This window comes from Larkinella sp. VNQ87 (assembly GCF_049445795.1).
Classification (GTDB): Bacteria; Bacteroidota; Bacteroidia; order Cytophagales; family Spirosomataceae; genus Larkinella.
In genome coordinates this window covers 222783-239707 of the sequence record NZ_JBMSDT010000005.1, presented here as the reverse complement: position 1 = coordinate 239707, position 16925 = coordinate 222783, and the positions used below count along the sequence as shown (strand labels likewise).

The window sequence follows — 16925 nt, the reverse complement described above, 5'->3', positions numbered from 1 at the left end:
TACACCTTCCTAAACTACTGACTTTATGAAAGATCCCTACTCGTTCTGCATCCGTACGTATTGATTCCAGGAAAAAAAAGGATGCCATTTCAATTTCATTCGTAATTTTATGACGACGATGCCCGAAATTATGTCAGATACGCAACTCCAAGGGTATACCGACGAACAGAAGTACCAGGTCTTCAACCGAGAGTTCATGCCCCACATCGACTCGATGTACAACTTTGCCTTCCGCCTGACGATGGACGAAGATGACGCGAACGATCTGGTGCAGGATACCTATCTAAAAGCATTTCGCTTCATCTCCTCGTTTGAGCAGGGAACTAACGCTAAAGCGTGGTTGTTCCGCATTCTGAAGAACAGCTTCATCAACGATTATCGGAAAAAAAGTAAAGAACCGGCGAAAGTCGATTATCAGGATGTAGAAACAACCTACAATTCTGACGAAGCGGCCGAAACCGAGCACACGACGGACCTGCGGTTCGAAACGGTGCAGGACATGATCGGCGACGAAGTGGCTTCGGCGTTGAACTCGTTGCCGGTTGATTTCCGGACGGTCATTATCCTCTGTGACATCGAAGGATTCACGTACGAGGAAATGGCTAAAATTCTGGATATTCCGATCGGAACGGTCCGCTCACGGTTGCACCGAGCCCGGAATCTTTTGAAAGATAAGCTGAAAGAATACGCAGCTTCGATGGGTTACAATAAAAATGAGGAGTAATTGAAACTTTTTAGAATAGATACTTGGTTATCAGGGCAAGCAATCGATCAGGGTATAATTTTTTCTGGAATAAATTAAATTTTTCCAATGTCAGGCACATTGCATTCATCAACTTCGGTTGGTATGGAGGGTAGGCAGGCGACGACCGCTCCCATGAAAGAAACCTGCGAACACCAGGCCGATTGCCTGAAGCGTATTCAGGCTATTCTGGACGGAGGAGCTACCGAAGAGGAAAAGGAGCATTTTAAGCAGCATATCGACATCTGCAAACCCTGCATCGATATGTATCACCTTGAAAAATGTATCAAGGAAGCTTTGCAGGGTAAAGTTGAGAAGAAATGCTGCCCTGAAAAAATAGCAGCCGCTATTCAGGCAGAAATAACTAAATAAGCGGTTTTGGAAGGCAAACTGATTATTTTTTCGGCCCCCTCCGGTTCAGGTAAAACCACCATTGTCAGGCACTTGTTAGCCGCTCATTCGAACCTTGGTTTTTCAATCTCCGCCTGTACCCGCGACCGTCGGGGCCGCTCTGAACAAAACGGAAAAGACTACTACTTTCTGACTCCCGAAGAATTTAAGGAAAAAATCGATAACGACGAATTCGTCGAGTGGGAAGAAGTGTATGTCGGCGCGTTCTATGGAACGCTGAAATCCGAGATCCAGCGCGTTTGGGACAGCGGAAAACACGTTTTGTTCGATGTAGATGTGCAGGGCGGTCTGAAACTGAAAAAATACTACGGCGATAAAGCCCTGGCGATTTTTGTGAAGGTGCCCGATGAGGAAACCCTGCGGCAACGCCTGCTGGCCCGGGGCACCGAAACCGAAGACAGTTTGTCGAAACGGTTGTTTAAGGTCCACTTCGAAATGAGCTTTCAGGACGAATTCGATGTGATTCTGGTCAACGACGACCTGGATGAAGCCCTGGAAAAAGCACAGAAGCTCGTCAACGACTTCCTGCAACACGACATCATTCCGGCGAAAGCTACGGTCGTATAATACTAACCGATTGGTTTGTATTCCTGCCTATGAAAATCGGCTTGTTTTTTGGGTCGTTCAACCCGGTGCACATCGGCCACCTGATCATTGCCAACACGATGGCAACGACGACCGATCTGGAGCAGGTCTGGTTTGTGGTATCGCCCCAAAATCCCTTCAAAAAAAACAAAAGCCTGCTGCACGAGTTCGACCGCATCGACCTGGTGGAGCGGGCCATTGCCGATAATGCCCGGCTGAAAGCCACCGACATCGAGTTTTCGATGCCGCGCCCCAGTTATACCATCGATACGCTCGCCCGGCTTCAGGAAAAATACCCGCAGCATCAGTTCAAACTTATCATCGGCGGGGATAATCTGGCGCAGTTTCCTAACTGGAAGAACCACGAAAAAATTCTGGAGTTCTACGGTCTTTACGTGTATCCACGGCCCAACAGCGCGCCCAGCCCGTTGGAACATCACCCGAATGTAAAATTCATTGAAGCTCCGTTGCTGGATATTTCCGCGACGTTTATCCGGGAGTCCATCAAGAAAAACCGCTCGATCCGGTATCTGGTGCCGGAGGTGGTGGAAGAGATTATCGAGCGGAAGAGGTTTTATATTTAGTACCCACGGACTTTAGTCCGTGTTTTTGAGTTTGTCCAATCTAGATGACAACACTAACTCACACGGACTCAAGCCTGCGCGGCCCGGTCGTGGGTACGTTAGGGTCGTCCACGCTGAAACGTAATCTCCGTTACCAGCCCAATGGCGCTGATTCGTAAGGCGACCGACCGGCTACCGGTTTTTGCTTTAGGGTCCTGGCAGTGCGGGCCGTTTTCGAGGAAATAAATGTAGTATTTCTGATTTCGGTCGGCGAGTTGCTCACTATCGGGCCGACCTAAGATCATCCCCGCTTCATTCGCCGACTTTCCTTTCAACTCCTGGCGGATGGTCTTAAAATCCTCTACTAGTGAAGCCCGGACGCCCCGGCAGCCACCCCGGTCTTCCCGCCATTTCACCAGATCGAGCGATCCCAGTCGATCCGGCGGTGCCGAGCAGCTTTGAATGAATAATGAATAATGAATAATGAATAATGAAAAGAATAAATAACGATGTGCCCGGTTAGCGATTACTTGTTCATTCTTCATTATACAAGGTTTGCAGCAACACCTGGCCGACGGCTTTGAGCGTATTCGGGTCGATGTTGTCCAGCCTGTCGCCGGTGGTGTGCCAGTCTTCGAAGAAACTGCCCGACGAAACATTGAGGTGAATAATGTCGATCATCGGGATTTTAGCTACGCGGTTGACGGGCAGGTGGTCGTCGGTAATAGCCGGGCCTGACTGCCCGGTATCGACAAAATACTGGTTGTACCCCAATTGGCTGGCGGTTTCCCAGACTTTGTTCACGATGGTCGGTGCATATTGCATCGAGTTGCCTTCTTTCAGAAAGGTCGCCCCTTTCGCTCCTACCATGTCCAGCAGCACGCCGTAATAGGCCGTGTAACCCGGTTTATGCTTATTGGCCGCCCAATGTTGCGATCCCAGGCAAAAACCGCCATACTCGTCGCGGGCTACCTCCGAATTGCCCCAGTCCTCGGCGTCGAAGAAAATAAAGTCGATACCCACATCCGGTTTTACACCGGCTTGCTGAATGGTCCGTGCCATTTCGAGCAAGACACCGACGCCACTGGCTCCGTCGTTGGCCCCCATCACGGGTTTGGTTTTGGCCATTGCGGTGCTATCCTGATCGGCAAACGGGCGCGAATCCCAGTGTGACGCCAGCAGGATGCGTTTGGAAGCCTGCGGATTGATGCTACCGATGATGTTCCGGGCGTTCAGCTTGAGGTTGTCGTAGGTTGTCGCCGTAAATTCCTGCACCGTTACTTCACATCCTAACGATTTGAGCGTGGCAATCAAATAGTCGCCACACCGCCGGTGAGCATCGGTATTCGGCACCCGGGGTCCGAACGCAACTTGTTTCGCAACATAGGCGTAGGCCGAGTCTCCGCTGAAAGCCGGAGCCGTTACGGTTTTTACTTCGGTAGCCTTATCCTCCTGCTGATCCTGTTTTTTGCTTTTGCAGGCGCTGACCGTCACGACGGCCGCCAGCCAAAAAAGAATGAATTTGCGGTTCAGGCGCATGTTTTCTCGGTACGATTAAACTACTCTTCGTAAGCCCAGTCGATCCGGTGCTTCATATCCTTGATCACCAGCCCCTGCGCCTTAAAATAGGAACGGACCTGATCGACCTTATCGTATTGTTTCTGCTCTTTGTATTCCCGGTAGAGGTGTAGCATGCCAGCCAGCACCGCGTTGCCTTCGTTTTTTTCCTCCCGAAGTCCCAACACATTTTCCATGAACTCGATAAACGACGTTTTTAATGCCTGGAAGATTTCCTCGCCCAGAGCTGCTGGCTGAAGCTGATTCAGATAGAGCATGTTCACGTATTTCAGCAACGTAAACAACTGCGCAATGCCGACCGCCGTGTTCAAATCGTCGTTCAGGGCGGCATAAAAATCGTCGATGGCTTTCCGGATTTCCTGCTGTTTTTTCTCGTCGGCAAAAACCGCATCATCGGCCGAATACGCCAGAGTTTTGGCAATCCGCAGCCCGTTGGCGAGTCGTTTGTAGCCTTTCTGAGCGGCTTTGAGCGCTTCGTTCGAAAAGTCAAGCGTACTGCGGTAGTGCGATTGCAGCATGAAAAACCGCACCGTCATCGGGCTGTACGGCTGTTCGAGCAGGTAGTGCGAACCGGTTACGAGTTCGGACGGCAGAAACGAGTTCCCGAGCGATTTCGACATCTTCTGCCCATTAACCGTCAGCATGTTCGAGTGCATCCAATACCGCGCCGGTTCTTCGCCGTAAATGCTTTTTCCCTGAGCGACTTCGCATTCGTGGTGCGGAAATTTCAAGTCCATCCCTCCGCCGTGAATGTCGAACTGCTTGCCGAGGTATTTGGTACTCATGCAGGTACACTCCAGATGCCAGCCCGGAAAACCGTTGCTCCAGGGCGAGGGCCAGCGCATGAGGTGCTCGGGGGCGGCTTTTTTCCAGAGCGCAAAATCCAGCGGATTCCGCTTTTCCGACTGCCCGTCCAGGTCGCGGGTTTCATTCAGCAAATCGTCCAGCACACGTCCCGACAACTTGCCGTAATGACCGCCTTCCTGGTTGTATTTCAAAATATCGAAATACACCGACCCATTCGATTCGTAGGCCAGCCCCTTGTCGATCAGCAGCCGGACGGCCTCAATCTGCTCGACCATGTGGCCCGTCGCCGTGGGTTCGATGCTCGGCGACAGAATATTGAACATTTCCGTCACGGAATGGAAATCGTTGGTATACCGCTGCACCACTTCCATCGGCTCGATTTTCTCGAGCTTGGCAATCCGCCCGATTTTATCTTCGCCATCGTCGCCATCGCCCACCAGGTGGCCCACATCCGTGATATTCCGCACATAACGTACCTTGTAGCCAATGTGGGTTAAGTACCGGAACAGCGTATCGAACGTCAGAAACGTACGGATGTTTCCCAGGTGAACGTAATTATAGACCGTGGGGCCGCAGACGTAAAGCCCGACATAAGGGGAAGCGATAGGGACAAACAGGTCTTTCCGGCGAGTAAGCGTATTGTATAACTTAAGCGGTTGTGTCGGTGTAGTCATCCTTCAATCAATCGATCCGTCAACGCGGTAGTTGCAGTTGCAAATCTACACAATGTTCGCGGGAAGTCAGCATAGTATGATCAGCGGCAAGTGCGCTAGTTTTCCTATCTTCGCGCCGGTTGCCGAGCCGGTTTGGTGGGGCAAAACCGTTCATTATAGCTATCGTCAAACGCATGCAGTTGGTTGAAGTCGGGCAGAATCCCGCTTATCAAAAAGCCTTTTTACAGTTGCCGGTTCGATTGTACCGCGGCAATCCGTACTGGATTCGTCCGCTCGATACCGATATCGAAGATGTTTTCAACCCCGCCAAAAACAAGTTTTTCCAACACGGCGAGTGTATCCGCTGGCTCCTGCTGGATGACCAGAAACAACCCATTGGCCGGATTGCGGCTTTTGTCAACCACCAGACCGCCAACCGCAACAACGACCAGCCCACGGGCGGTCTGGGCTTTTTCGAGTGCATCGACGATCAGCCGACGGCATTCCGGCTCTTCGATGCGGCCAAAGCGTGGCTGCAAAGCAAAGGCATGGAAGCCATGGACGGACCGATTAACTTCGGCGAACGTGACCGCTGGTGGGGCCTGCTGGTCGACGGTTTCGACAAAGAGCCAACCTATGGCATGCCTTACACCCAGCCCTATTATGTGCCCTTTTTCGAAAATTACGGTTTTCAGGACTATTTCCGGCAGTTAACGTTCCTCCTACCGATGCGGGAAGACAAGGTTCGCCAGCTTCTGCACCCGTCGGTTTTCGAGCGGTCTATCCGGACGCTGAATGACCCAACGTATGATTTTCGGCACATCACCAAAGCGGAACACGAAAAGTACACGGAAGACTTCCGCTACATCTACAACAAAGCCTGGGCCCGGCACCTGAGCGTCGGCGAAATGTCGCCGGCCCAGGCCAGTGCCCTGATGCTCCGCATGAAACCGATTCTGGATGAAGAACTGATGTGGTTTGGGTACCACAAAGAGGAGCCGATTGCCTTCTTCATCATGTTGCCCGAATTGAACCAGATTTTCAAATACGTCAACGGGAAGCTGGACGTCATCGGGAAACTGAAGTTCCTGTATCATAAACTGATGAAGACCAACAAGAAAGCGTTTGGTGTCATCTTCGGCATCATTCCCGAATACCAGGGCCGGGGCGTTGAATCGGCGATTGCCCTGGCGTTTACGCGGGTAGCCTGGCGACCGGGGTATCAATATGAGGAACTGGAATTGAACTGGGTCGGCGATTTTAACCCCAAAATGATCCGGTTTGCCAAGATGCTGGGCGGGGTGGCGCATAAACAGCACATCACGTATCGGTACCTGTTCGACCGCACCCGCGCATTCAAGCGGCACCCGCTAATTTGATATATCTACATTTTTTACGGATTTTTGGGCCTTTAGTTTACGCATTCCGTTTAATCTGTTCATTTACACTGCTTTTCTTCCATTAGCATGAGTTTATTAACCGTTGGTTCCGTCGCCTTCGACGCCCTGGAAACCCCGTTTGGCAAGACGGATAAGATTATTGGCGGTTCCGCTACATACATTACCTTATCGGCTTCGTACTTCACAAAACCGAATAATCTGGTGGCAGTTGTTGGCGACGACTTTCCACAGTCGATGATCGATATCTTCCACGAGCACGGTGTCGACACCCAGGGTCTGGAAATCCGGAACGGCGAAAAAACGTTTTTTTGGTCGGGCAAATACCATAACGACATGAACACACGCGATACCGTGGAAGTGCAATTGAACGTCATGGAACACTTTGACCCCGTCATCCCCGAAGCGCACCGCCACAGCGAGTTTCTAATGCTCGGCAACACCAGCCCGGCGATTCAGAAAAAGGTGATTGAGCGCATGGCCGTCCGCCCGAAGCTGATCATGCTCGATACCATGAACCTCTGGATCGACATTGCCCTGGACGATCTGCGCGAAGTCCTGACGATGGTCGATGTGATTACGGTGAACGACGAAGAAGCCCGGCAGTTATCGGGGCAGTATTCGCTGGTAAAAGCCGCAGCGGCCATTCAGGCGATGGGACCCGAAACCGTCATCATCAAAAAAGGCGAACACGGCGCGCTGCTGTTTCATGGTCCCAGCATCTTCTTCGCTCCGGCCCTGCCGCTGGAAGATGTGTTTGATCCCACGGGCGCGGGCGACACCTTCGCGGGCGGTTTTATCGGTTACCTGGCCAGCACCGGCGATGTATCGTTCAACAACATGAAGCGCGGCCTCATCTACGGTTCGGCGATGGCGTCGTTCTGCGTCGAGAAATTCGGGGCCGAACGGTTGTTCAACCTCAGCACCGATGAAATCAACGAGCGCGTGGCCAAGTTTGTGAAGCTGTCGGCGTTTGAGATTGTCTGAACCCGGATTAGAAGTAGTCTTGAACTGGGATTACACGGATTGAAAGATTCACTAAGATGGCTACCGCAATCTTTTTATATCCTCTTAATCCTTTAATCCGTGTAATCCAGGTTCAGACTATTTGCCGCCTACCACGACTTCAATCAGCGAACTGTCCGGCAAATACCGGCGGGCCATTTCCTGCACCTGCTCCGCCGTGACAGCGCGCAGGCGTTCAATATACGTGCTGAGATGATCGGCGGGAAGACCATCGAACAGGACGGTTTTGTAGCGGTCGGCTAGTTCAAACGGTGTGTTGAGGGAGCCGACGTACGAACCTGCCATGTAATTCCGGACGGTTTCCAGTTCGTCGGCGGGAACGGGCTCGTCGCGCAGCCGCTGGATTTCCTTCCCGATTTCGTCGAGCGTTTCCTGTGTATTTTCGCGTTTGACATCCGTGCCGATCAGCCAATAGCCCTCGTTTGGAAACATCGACAGGTTCGACCAAATCCCGTACGTAAAGCCTTTGTCCTCCCGGATGTTTTTCATCAGCCGCGAACCGAAATAACCGCCTAGTACCTCGTTCAGCACCAGTACCGGAAAATAATCCGGATGGCTGCGGGTAAACAGCAGCCGCCCCAGGCGAATGGACGATTGCAAGCTGCCTTCTTTTTCTACCAAAACCGGCGTCGGATCGCCCAATACGGTTTTTTGTGCACCGTTGACAGACAGGGCCGGTTCGGCCGTTTGCTGACCAAAGTATTGGTTCAATAACATGATTTCGGTTTCGGTCACTTGTCCGGAAGCCACAATCCGAAACGGGCGGTTTTGAATGCGTTGCTGATAAAAATCGGCCACAACGGCCCGGTCGAGGGCTTCCAGGCTTTCCGGCTGCTGGTTTCGCCCGTATGGATGGTTTTTCCCGAACACCTTCTCCCGGATGAGCCGTCCGGCGACAAAGTTGTTTTTTTCGAGATTGACCCGCAGGTTTTGCAGCGTAATGTTTTTCTGGTGATTCAGTTCCTTGTCGGGCATCACCGAATCCGCCAGCATTTCCTGAATCCTGGGCAGCAGCGCGGGCAGGTGCTTGGTCAGCCCATACACGGCCAGACTGGCGCGGTTGCTACCACTTTGCGGCTCCAGGAAAGCGCCGTAGCGATCAAAATATTCGCTGATCTGGGCCGACGTTTGCGAGTGAGTGCCTTCCGTCAGCATTTTCATCGCCAGCGACGACACTCCCGTGAGCGGTTCATACCAGGCTCCGGCATCGAAGATGATTTCCAGCCGGATCACGGGTTGCTGGCCCGCGTTGATCCAGTAAACCGGCTGGCCGTTGTCCAGCGCGGTCTCGGCCACCGCCGGTATTTTTACTTCTTCAATTTTTTTGTATTCGGGTACTTCCGTTCGATTGACTACTTCCATGGTGCCGTTTATTCATAAAAAATGATGGCACTCCCGAAGAAATGCCATCATGCATACCAGATTTATGTCGGTTTATTCAAGGTTACCGTCCTCTTCTTCCGTTTCCGCCGAACGCGCTTTCTTGTCCAGATCAATGATTAGCGAAATCCGGAAGGTCTGCGCCAGCGGGCTTCCCTGCGTGACCGGAATCAGGTAAGCGAAGTCGATACCGTATTTCTGTTGCAGCCGAATGCCCAAACCGGTTGTGAAGAATTTCCGGTCGCCTTTCACACGGGGCTCGTGGTAGTACCCCAAGCGGGCGGCAAACTGTTCATTGTACCAGTATTCGATCCCGGTAGCAATATTGATTTCCTTCACCTCTTCCGAGAAACCATCCGGTGCATCGGAGAACGAACCGAAGATTGAACTCAAGGTCGGCCGGTTCGGGTTTTTCCCCTGGCTGATCACCGGATTGCCGTTTTGGTATTGAACAACTCCGTTGACGGTTTGGTAAACCGGTGGTGTCGGCACCATCAGCTTGTTCAGGTCGAAGGCGAAGTTGAACTTGTTGAATTTATCCGTATACAGCGTCAGGGCCGTTCCCAGCTTCAGGTTGGTCGGGATCGGCGAGCGTTCCGGCGTGCCATAGGTTACTTTACCACCAATGTTGGAAATAATCCCACCGAAGGCCCATTTGAATCCTGCCCCGGTAATGTCGTCGCGCACCTCATTTTCGTAAAAGGCACTGATGTCAACGGCGGCCGTCGAAGCCGGTTTCAGTGACATGCCATTGACAGCGTAGTTACCTGAGAGGTTTGAGTTCAAATACCGCAGGTTAACCCCCATCGAGAAGTTTTGAAACAACCGGCGCGAGTACGAAGCCGTCACGGCATACTCCCGGGAGTTGAACGTACCGGCGGGCTGGCCCAAAACCGTCGTAAAATCGATATTTCCCATATCGAAATACAACAGCGACAGACCGATTACGTCGTTTTTGCTCACCTTCTTGTAGCCCGACAGATACGTAAAGTACATATCATCGACGCCGATGCTGCGCAGCCAGGGCGTATAGGAAAGAGCAACTCCCTGATCTTTCTTGGCGAAAACCAGCTTGGCCGGATTCCAGAAAATCGCGTTAGCGTCAGCACTCAGCGCCACACCGGCCTCCCCCAGAGCCGCACTACGGGCATCGGGCGTAAAGTTCAGGAACGGCACGGCCGTTTGCGGAATCCGATAAGCAACCGTGTCCTGACCCAGCAAAGACCCGCCCACCTGGGCATTAGAAAGCGAGGGAAGTGTCAGGCAACCAAGTAAAAAAATTGACGATAAGGTACGTGTCATAAAAAGGTTTATTAACTCCCGAATACGCGTCCGCTGGGTTAAAACCGTAGAGAACGCCAAATGTACAATGTTTAAAAGAGAATGTAAAAGGCCGCTTGGAATAAATTTCTATAACTATCTAACGTAGAGCAACTTGCCCGCCTTCATCGCCGTTGATCCATCCGATTTGGAGCGTAATGAGAGCTGATATACGTACATGCCACGCATGACCGCTGCTCCGCTGGCCATGGTTCCATTCCAGCTTAACTCCGAAAGGGTGGTATCACAACTGACACAGGAATACGTTCGCTCGTTCACCATTCGTCCGCTCAAATCGACAATTGACAAGGTGACTTCCAACTCGTCGCCCGGGCGGTTGTGCTGAACCCGGAAGCTGGCCTGTTCATGAAATGGGTTGGGTGTTACATCAACCGCCTGAATCACCAGGGTCGGTTGTTCGGAAACTACAAAGTTCAACGTCGTTTCCGCCGGATTATTGTAAACATCCCAGGCTTTGAACCGAACGGTATACGAACCGGGTGATAACTTTTCCCAGACATAGTAAACCGTTCCCTTCCGGTAATCCCCCAGGGCCGCTTCGTAATACTCGTTCACCACCACCACCGGACCGTCGTTCAATTGCATCGTTATTTCGTGACCAATACCAGAGCGGGCAATATTGATGCCATTTTCGTCATTTAGTTTGGCAATCAGTGTAGTAATTGGTCCCAAAACGGTTCCGCCGTTTACAAAAGTGGTATCATTAATATAGAGTTGAATGACCGGCGGTTTGGTATCCGCCACCGGATTGGGGTTGCTGTTACCGATTAATAACTTGTCGTAACTTCCGGCCGCTTCGCCTGAGCTATCTGCCTGAACCGCATACAAAAAGACCTTCCCCGGGCCGGGCCGGTACGTCAAATCCTTCGGCATCACAAACTGAACGACAAATTTCCCGTTCTGTACCGGCACCGATCCGGTGAAGAGCGGGTGGCGGTATTCCGTGTAGCGCATCGGCGGACTAAACTCCGTGCCCCGGGTAGCCAGCGTATCCGGTTTATCAAAAACCGTCACCTTAATTTGTCCGTTAAAAACCGCCAACCGTTGCCCACCCTGACGAACTTCCCCTTCCAGCCGCACGGTTTCCAGCGCCCGCAAGGTATCCGGTTTTGCTCCGATGCTTTTCCCATTTATGTGGGTCAATAGGGCCTGGGCAGGCGGAAAAGCCAGTTTCATCGACGGGTCACCCAGGAGGGTAAAGTTGCGGTTCAGGCTACCACTCAGGCTGTTATTTTTGGTAATCCGGATCAGATCGCCCAGCCGGGGTGTTCCTTCGACCGTTTGTTTCGCCAAAGCTTCGTAAAAGGCGTTGTTCAATAAATAGTTTGTACTGGCATACACCGGCCGGGCCGTTGTCAGCAGCGCGATTCCTCCGCCTTTCGGATTTAGTAGTGCCACTTCGGCCCCCGAATTCAGGCCTGGATCATCGTAGCGACCAAACTGGCAGGTCGCCGTCACGAATACCGGAAGCCGCTGGTTGCGCCAGCCCAGAATGTCCTGCAGGGTCACAATCTGCTCCTCGGCCCAGCCCGACTCCCCGCCGTGTCCGGTGTAATTGACGATCAGCCGTCCGTCATTTAGCGCTTTTGTAATGGCCTGATTCACAACCGGCGCTTTCTGCCCACCGGCGCCCGATTCCTGCGCAAAGCTATCAAGATACAGTTTTTCGGTTCGGAAAGCAGGTCGTAATCCGGCGATCAACTGAGCCAGGTTATCGGCATCGGTTTGGTGGATGTTCGGGAAATCTCGGTCGCCATCGTCGGCCACAAAGGCCAGTTTGGTCTGCCAGTCGCCCGGCAATTTGCCAGTTTCGGCATACCGAATCAGTTTATCGACCAGCGTGCGGGCCTCCCCGACCGACTTGACGGGCAGACGACCCACACCGATGTCGAGTGTATGATCACCCGAAAAATCTTCCATCCATTCTCCCTCCGTGACTTCCAGAAAACCGAAGTAATCGTCGGAACTGTAACTCAGCACCGGATGCAGCGACTCCCGGCTTTCGTAGGTCGGCAACGTAGCCGCCCACTGCGCCGAACTCAGCAATTTCAGGTAATTCTTATAATCGAACGTCGCATCGCCAAACAGCAGCAGGTATTTGAGCTTGCCGGGTTGCTGTTCGTGCAAAAACCGGGCGAAATCCCGGATGGCCGTTGGGTCCGGCTGACCGGAAGCAAACTCGTTATAGACCTCCTGTGTACTGACGACCAGGACTTCAAGTCCATCGTGCCAACGGCGGAAATCCGCCAGCCGGTCGGCTTCGGTTCGCCAGGTCGGTGGCGTCACAATCAGCAAATCCGGGGGGCTGTTCGCGTGGAGATTCTGGTTAACAAACGGATAAACCGCATCCGGCACCTTTGCCTGGTCCGGCGTGAACAGTACAAACTCTCGTAGCCGGTTTCCCTCGGTCGTTGCACTACCTTCCTGATTGGTGTTGACGCTTATTGGAATTGAAACCACCGTGGCCCGGGTGGTTATATCCCAGACCTGCATCGTGGCGCTGGCCTGTTGAATGACATAGCGAACTACCGGATACCGAACCGACGCCAGCGACCGAAACAGAACCGGTTCGTCGTACCGCTGAAGCACCCGCCGACTCTGAATGCCGAGCGATTGCAGATACCCCTGGCCCGTTCGATCGTAGGTCAGGGCCAGTTGAACCGGGCTGGCCAGCGAAGTTGGAAGGATTGTAAACGTCCGGCTACTCTGACGGCCTTTCCGGTCATAGGTGTAATCCGTGACGCTCTCAATGTCTTGCGTTCCAATTATTTGAGTGCCCCATTTCAACTGAAACTGCGTATTGACCAGCGCGCGTCCGGCAACCTCCGAGGTAATCCGAACCGAATCGGCAACGAGTCCCGGCAGATTGAACGAAAGGGTTTTGGTGGTGCCAACGCCGAGGTATTCGAACCACTCCCGGCCCGACCGAACCGGGTTGGTCATGTCGGTGGCCGGTTTGTAGAAAGCGTAATCATCGAATTGGTTGATGACCGTTCCCGGCTGCGAAACCGCTGGTTGCGTGGTGATCCGTTTGCCGGTTTTCTGGCCATAGGTCAGAAAATAGTACGTAGTGTCTGTGTAAGGGTTGATCCGGTGCGTCAGTCGCCGGGCGGTTGAATCGTAGGAGATCGGGTGCGGGTTTTCGGCAAAAAAATAAACCGCATCACCCGTGTCGAACCGGCCATCGCTTTCACCGGGCACCCAGATGGCGTTCTCGGTCAGGTCACGCGGACGGGCGGTTCGGTTGGCTTGCGGCAGCGGAGCGCCCCCGTTGCCAAACAGCCGGATCGTGCGCGGGTCAAGACCAGCCATCGGCACCCCGGCCTTATTCAGAAAGGCCGCGTCGAGTTTATACACCCCGGTTTTGGTGATCCCGATCTTCAGCCATGACCCTTCGGCGAGCACCGACGATTGCGCCCGGGCATTCAGACTCCAGCCAACGCCGAGCAGCCAAACCGCCAGCCCACACTTAATCTGTTTTTTCCACCCAAACATGCGCCCAAATCGAAACTTTCAAGCCGGTATGCCTCTCAGTACAAACGACGCGGGTCCGCCGTTTCATACCCCGAATGTACTCTTTCTGTAAAAAACGAAAGCTCTGCCCTTCCGGCATTTCAATCAGCAGGTGTTTTCCGGCGGGTTGCTCGTCGAGCTGGCGCAGGGCGCGGGTCAGGCCCGGATGCGCGCCCGTAGAAGCAGCCGGATTTTGAAGGTAATTAGTCAGGGGCATTAATATCGTTGCCGGAAAAACCGCTTCATCCAATACCGGCTGCATCACCTCCCGGAAGGTTCGTTGCCAGATGGGGCCGTGGGGTTTACCGAACCGGCGATAGCGCTGATACACCAGCAAATGCGCCACTTCGTGCAGATACGTAATCAAAAAAGCATGTGGATTTAGATCATTATTTACCGTGATAGTAAAGCCCTTGCCCGGCTCGGCCCGGAAATCACCGAGTTTGGTCCGCCGGGGACGCGCAACCAGAAACGTGAACGGATGCTTTTTCCACAACTCGTAACAATACGAAACCGCATGAATCGGCAGGTACTTTTCAAAAATACGGCGATCTTCCATTCACACGCAAAAACAAAAAAGCCTTACCATAAAGATAAGGCTTTTTCGCGAGTGTTCAGCGAACTGATTACTTCGTGGTGTCGGCGGCAGCAGCACTGTCAGCCGGAGCAGCCGTTGAACTGTCGGTAGCCATCGTGCTATCCGTCGACATAACGGCGGTGCTGTCAGTGGTAGTAGTTTCTTCCGTTTTCGGTTTGCTTTGGCAGGCAGCGAACGTGATCATGCTACCTACGAACAGGAGAGCGAATACTTTTTTCATGATGATTCCGGAGCGTTTTAGGTTTCAGGTACAAATTTAACATAAAAACAAAAAATGCAATACGATCTTATCGCTTACCGAAAATTTTCTGGAAAAGCCTTCTAAATATTACATTCCGGATAGGACTTATTCACTCCCTCGACTCGATCGGGCTTTTAGTTTATCGTACATCCCGGTGCTACGAAAGGTCAGGAGTTTGTGTCCGAAATAATTGGCAAGGAAACTGAATCCCATCCCAACGACATGGGAGGATTTTTCGCGCCAGAAAAGCGAAACTGTCGGGAAATAGGGATTGGCGACCCACTGCAACGTAGCGACGGCCATGCCCACCTGAACGCCCCAGGCCACCAGCGCAATGACGAGAAATTTGATCATTTCGCGGCCGGTGTTGCCGGTACCTTTGGCCGAAAAAGCGTAATTTTTAGTAGGAAGGAAACTAACCACAGTGGCCGTCAGATACCCCAGCAGGACGCTGGTATCGAAATTGAAGAATTTCCGGTAAATGATTTGGGATACGAAGTTGACGGTTGCGCCCAAAAGTGCAGTCAAAAAGAAAGTAAAAAAGCTTTTTACCTCTTTCGTTTTCGGTTCGCTGCGGTTCACGCTAATCACTAAGTGCGGGGTAGGTTAATGATATCTGTTTATTCAAAGGTAAAAAATGGCTTTTCTACATTTCTATCTACCCCTGGTTTATGAGCCAACGGCTTATGAACCTAGACCAGTTTTTCGAACAAACCCGGCACCAGCCCGAGCACAATGGTGAGCACCGTGGCTGCAATCAATACAAACCGGTAAAATGGCGCTACCTGAATCCGGTTTGCGGTTCCTTCCCGGAAATACATGGCAATAACGACCCGGAAGTAATAGTAAATCCCGACAGCCGACATCAGCACGGCCAGCACCAGAATCCAAACCATGCCTTTATCGATGGCTGCCGAAAAGACCATAAACTTGCCCCAAAAACCGGCCGTCAGCGGAATACCAGCCAGCGACAGCATGGAAACGGCCAGAATAAACGCCAGCAACGGATTTTGCCGGGCCAAACCGTTAAAAGCCGCATAGGTATCATCCGGACGACCATCAACCGTGCGCTGTTTGGCCACGACCAGCAGAATACCGAAAGCCGCGATGGTGGCCACCGAGTACGCCAGCGAATAAAACACCAGCGCCTGTTTCGATTGCTGGCCCAAAGCCGCCAGACCGATCAGCAGATACCCGGCGTGGGAAATGCTGGAATAGGCCATCATGCGCTTGAAGCTGTTCTGGTAAGCCGCCGTCAGGTTTCCGATCAACAGGGTTAGGCCCGTAATCACTGCCAGAATCAGCCACCAAAAACCGTAGATCGCGCTGAATGAGACGGAGAGCAATTGCAGCAGAGCCGCAAAACCGGCGGTTTTGACAACCGTCGACATGAATGCCGTGAACAAGGTGGGTGCTCCTTCGTAGACATCGGGCGTCCAGAAGTGGAAGGGAGCAGCCGAAACTTTAAACAGCATCCCGATCAGTACCAGCAGCACACCCGCGTACAGCAACAGCGACGGTCGGCCCTGCGACAAGGCAATGTAGCCTTTGATGTCGGTCAAGGTGAACGACCCGGCTGCACCGTACAGCAGGCCCATCCCGAAGAGCATGATGCCTGTCGCAAACGCGCCCATCAGAAAATATTTCAGAGCCGCTTCGTTGGAGCGCAGGTTCCGCTTATCGCTCCCGGTCAGGATGTACATCGACACCGACAAGATTTCGACGCCGACAAAGAGCATAATCAGGTTTTCGTAGGCAATCATCATGATGGCCCCGACAATGGAAAACAAGAGAATGCCGTAATATTCAGCCGGTTGGGCGGCTTCGTCGTCCAGAAAATCACCGGAAAGCGAGACAACCATAAAGGCCGAAATCAGCACGATGCTGGTAAACAGAATGGCGGTATTGCTCACCAGCAGCATATCGCCGAAATAGAGGTATGATTTGTTCCACTCCGTAAAACCGGCTGCGAGCGCAACCAGAATAAACAGCAGCGTTGCCGGTAACAGAACCGCCCGGGATTTCAGAAAGCCCAGGTACAGAAGCACGATTCCGGATACTGACAGGAGTATAATCGAAAGCATATTTTT

Annotated in this window: 16 protein-coding genes; 6 read left to right on the top strand and 10 right to left on the bottom strand. The window is 52.5% G+C overall.

The annotated features are described in order from the left end of the window. Nucleotides 1–109: 109 nt before the first annotated feature. The 4 genes from ACO2Q8_RS10505 (at nucleotide 110) to nadD (ending at nucleotide 2322) form a co-directional block, all read left to right on the top strand. On the top strand, nucleotides 110–724 hold the full coding sequence (locus ACO2Q8_RS10505; RefSeq protein WP_423344757.1) for a sigma-70 family RNA polymerase sigma factor: 615 nt from the start codon (nucleotides 110–112) through the stop codon (nucleotides 722–724). 153 nt (nucleotides 725–877) lie between these two features. Beyond that, entirely contained in the window at nucleotides 878–1114 is a 237-nt protein-coding gene (locus tag ACO2Q8_RS10500) for a zf-HC2 domain-containing protein (protein ID WP_423344756.1), read from the top strand. A 6-nt stretch (nucleotides 1115–1120) separates the two neighbouring features. Beyond that, complete coding sequence (gene gmk, locus ACO2Q8_RS10495; RefSeq protein WP_423344755.1) at nucleotides 1121–1720, top strand: guanylate kinase; 600 nt, start codon at nucleotides 1121–1123, stop codon at nucleotides 1718–1720. Nucleotides 1721–1749: 29 nt separating this feature from the next. Next, on the top strand, nucleotides 1750–2322 hold the full coding sequence (nadD, locus tag ACO2Q8_RS10490) for a nicotinate (nicotinamide) nucleotide adenylyltransferase (RefSeq protein ID WP_423344754.1): 573 nt from the start codon (nucleotides 1750–1752) through the stop codon (nucleotides 2320–2322). Between the two features lie 98 nt (nucleotides 2323–2420). Here nadD and ACO2Q8_RS10485 read toward each other — a convergent pair whose 3' ends face one another. From ACO2Q8_RS10485 to cysS, 3 genes are read right to left on the bottom strand one after another with little or no spacing between them, the layout of a single operon-like run. Continuing rightward, nucleotides 2421–2846, bottom strand: coding sequence for a hypothetical protein (locus tag ACO2Q8_RS10485; protein WP_423344753.1), 426 nt, complete (start codon nucleotides 2844–2846; stop codon nucleotides 2421–2423). Beyond that, nucleotides 2836–3840, bottom strand: coding sequence for a M28 family peptidase (locus ACO2Q8_RS10480; RefSeq protein WP_423344752.1), 1005 nt, complete (start codon nucleotides 3838–3840; stop codon nucleotides 2836–2838). The genes ACO2Q8_RS10485 and ACO2Q8_RS10480 overlap by 11 nt, the downstream gene beginning before the upstream one ends. 20 nt (nucleotides 3841–3860) lie before the next feature. After that, nucleotides 3861–5360: a cysteine--tRNA ligase gene (gene cysS, locus ACO2Q8_RS10475; RefSeq protein ID WP_423344751.1), complete on the bottom strand. Its 1500-nt coding sequence runs from the start codon at nucleotides 5358–5360 to the stop codon at nucleotides 3861–3863. Nucleotides 5361–5533: 173 nt separating this feature from the next. On the opposite strand from cysS, the gene ACO2Q8_RS10470 reads away from it, so the two are divergent. Then, nucleotides 5534–6718 (top strand): hypothetical protein, encoded by a 1185-nt coding sequence (locus ACO2Q8_RS10470; protein ID WP_423344750.1) that lies wholly within the window; start codon nucleotides 5534–5536, stop codon nucleotides 6716–6718. An 87-nt stretch (nucleotides 6719–6805) separates the two neighbouring features. Continuing rightward, nucleotides 6806–7723, top strand: a complete 918-nt coding sequence (locus ACO2Q8_RS10465) for a PfkB family carbohydrate kinase (RefSeq protein WP_423344749.1) — start codon at nucleotides 6806–6808, stop codon at nucleotides 7721–7723. 117 nt (nucleotides 7724–7840) lie between these two features. Here the strand turns inward: ACO2Q8_RS10465 and ACO2Q8_RS10460 are convergent, their stop codons facing one another. The 7 genes from ACO2Q8_RS10460 to ACO2Q8_RS10430 all read right to left on the bottom strand — a co-directional run bounded on the left by ACO2Q8_RS10460 (nucleotide 7841) and on the right by ACO2Q8_RS10430 (nucleotide 16919). Continuing rightward, nucleotides 7841–9124 (bottom strand): M16 family metallopeptidase, encoded by a 1284-nt coding sequence (locus ACO2Q8_RS10460; RefSeq protein WP_423344748.1) that lies wholly within the window; start codon nucleotides 9122–9124, stop codon nucleotides 7841–7843. Nucleotides 9125–9196: 72 nt separating this feature from the next. Continuing rightward, entirely contained in the window at nucleotides 9197–10444 is a 1248-nt protein-coding gene (gene porV, locus ACO2Q8_RS10455; RefSeq protein ID WP_423344747.1) for a type IX secretion system outer membrane channel protein PorV, read from the bottom strand. A 114-nt stretch (nucleotides 10445–10558) separates the two neighbouring features. After that, complete coding sequence (porU, locus tag ACO2Q8_RS10450) at nucleotides 10559–13978, bottom strand: type IX secretion system sortase PorU (protein WP_423344746.1); 3420 nt, start codon at nucleotides 13976–13978, stop codon at nucleotides 10559–10561. Beyond that, nucleotides 13953–14555, bottom strand: coding sequence for a SprT-like domain-containing protein (locus ACO2Q8_RS10445; RefSeq protein WP_423344745.1), 603 nt, complete (start codon nucleotides 14553–14555; stop codon nucleotides 13953–13955). Before ACO2Q8_RS10445 ends, porU begins: the two co-directional genes overlap by 26 nt. A gap of 67 nt (nucleotides 14556–14622) precedes the next feature. Further along, complete coding sequence (locus ACO2Q8_RS10440; protein WP_423344744.1) at nucleotides 14623–14814, bottom strand: hypothetical protein; 192 nt, start codon at nucleotides 14812–14814, stop codon at nucleotides 14623–14625. A 126-nt stretch (nucleotides 14815–14940) separates the two neighbouring features. Continuing rightward, entirely contained in the window at nucleotides 14941–15363 is a 423-nt protein-coding gene (locus ACO2Q8_RS10435; RefSeq protein ID WP_423344743.1) for a GtrA family protein, read from the bottom strand. A 164-nt stretch (nucleotides 15364–15527) separates the two neighbouring features. Beyond that, nucleotides 15528–16919, bottom strand: a complete 1392-nt coding sequence (locus tag ACO2Q8_RS10430) for an NADH-quinone oxidoreductase subunit N (protein ID WP_423344742.1) — start codon at nucleotides 16917–16919, stop codon at nucleotides 15528–15530. Nucleotides 16920–16925 lie beyond the last annotated feature (6 nt).

Coding starts and splice junctions, on each gene's coding strand:
- ACO2Q8_RS10505 (WP_423344757.1), top strand. CDS start 110: ATGACGACGATGCCCGAAATTATGTCAGATACGCAACTCCAAGGGTAT.
- ACO2Q8_RS10430 (WP_423344742.1), bottom strand. CDS start 16,919: ATGCTTTCGATTATACTCCTGTCAGTATCCGGAATCGTGCTTCTGTAC.
- ACO2Q8_RS10460 (WP_423344748.1), bottom strand. CDS start 9,124: ATGGAAGTAGTCAATCGAACGGAAGTACCCGAATACAAAAAAATTGAA.
- ACO2Q8_RS10485 (WP_423344753.1), bottom strand. CDS start 2,846: ATGAAGAATGAACAAGTAATCGCTAACCGGGCACATCGTTATTTATTC.
- porU (WP_423344746.1), bottom strand. CDS start 13,978: ATGTTTGGGTGGAAAAAACAGATTAAGTGTGGGCTGGCGGTTTGGCTG.
- ACO2Q8_RS10500 (WP_423344756.1), top strand. CDS start 878: ATGAAAGAAACCTGCGAACACCAGGCCGATTGCCTGAAGCGTATTCAG.
- ACO2Q8_RS10445 (WP_423344745.1), bottom strand. CDS start 14,555: ATGGAAGATCGCCGTATTTTTGAAAAGTACCTGCCGATTCATGCGGTT.
- ACO2Q8_RS10465 (WP_423344749.1), top strand. CDS start 6,806: ATGAGTTTATTAACCGTTGGTTCCGTCGCCTTCGACGCCCTGGAAACC.
- porV (WP_423344747.1), bottom strand. CDS start 10,444: ATGACACGTACCTTATCGTCAATTTTTTTACTTGGTTGCCTGACACTT.
- ACO2Q8_RS10470 (WP_423344750.1), top strand. CDS start 5,534: ATGCAGTTGGTTGAAGTCGGGCAGAATCCCGCTTATCAAAAAGCCTTT.
- ACO2Q8_RS10440 (WP_423344744.1), bottom strand. CDS start 14,814: ATGAAAAAAGTATTCGCTCTCCTGTTCGTAGGTAGCATGATCACGTTC.
- nadD (WP_423344754.1), top strand. CDS start 1,750: ATGAAAATCGGCTTGTTTTTTGGGTCGTTCAACCCGGTGCACATCGGC.
- ACO2Q8_RS10480 (WP_423344752.1), bottom strand. CDS start 3,840: ATGCGCCTGAACCGCAAATTCATTCTTTTTTGGCTGGCGGCCGTCGTG.
- cysS (WP_423344751.1), bottom strand. CDS start 5,360: ATGACTACACCGACACAACCGCTTAAGTTATACAATACGCTTACTCGC.